1 rRNA gene is annotated in these 818 nt (G+C 47.3%); it reads right to left on the bottom strand.

The features are described from left to right. Positions 1-818: ribosomal RNA gene (locus tag PSH48_RS20665) — 23S ribosomal RNA — on the bottom strand; the annotation flags it as partial.

The raw sequence follows: 818 nt of genomic DNA, 5'->3' as shown, positions 1-818 counted from the left end.
TACTTTACGGTATTCGGAGTTTGCAAAGGGTTGGTAAGTCGGGATGACCCCCTAGCCTTAACAGTGCTCTACCCCCGTAAGTATTCGTCCGAGGCTCTACCTAAATAGATTTCGGGGAGAACCAGCTATCTCCCGGTTTGATTAGCCTTTCACTCCTAGCCACAGGTCATCCCCTAACTTTTCAACGTTAGTGGGTTCGGTCCTCCAGTTGATGTTACTCAACCTTCAACCTGCCCATGGCTAGATCACCGGGTTTCGGGTCTATACCTTGCAACTATTCGCCCAGTTAAGACTCGGTTTCCCTACGGCTACCCTAATCGGTTAACCTCGCTACAAAATATAAGTCGCTGACCCATTATACAAAAGGTACGCAGTCACCTAACAAGTAGGCTCCTACTGCTTGTACGTACACGGTTTCAGGTTCTATTTCACTCCCCTCACAGGGGTTCTTTTCGCCTTTCCCTCACGGTACTGGTTCACTATCGGTCAGTTGGGAGTATTTAGCCTTAGATGATGGTCCACCTATATTCAGTCAAAGTTTCACGTGCTCCGACCTACTCGATTTCACTTAAAATGTCTTTTCATGTACGGGACTATCACCCTGTATCGTGGCACTTTCCAGAGCCTTCCATTAACACATAATAAGCTTAAGGGCTGTTCCGATTTCGCTCGCCGCTACTATCGGAATCTCGGTTGATTTCTTTTCCTACGGGTACTTAGATGTTTCAGTTCTCCGCGTTCGCCTCGTTAACCTATGTATTCAGTTAACGATACCTGCAAGCAGGTGGGTTTCCCCATTCGGAAATCCTAGTCTCAAG

It is taken from the genome of Pseudoalteromonas sp. Angola-4, from assembly GCF_028599265.1.
Taxonomy (GTDB): Bacteria; Pseudomonadota; Gammaproteobacteria; order Enterobacterales; family Alteromonadaceae; genus Pseudoalteromonas; species Pseudoalteromonas atlantica.
Note: the sequence above shows the minus strand (reverse complement) of the source record. Positions and strands in the feature narration are given on the sequence as shown.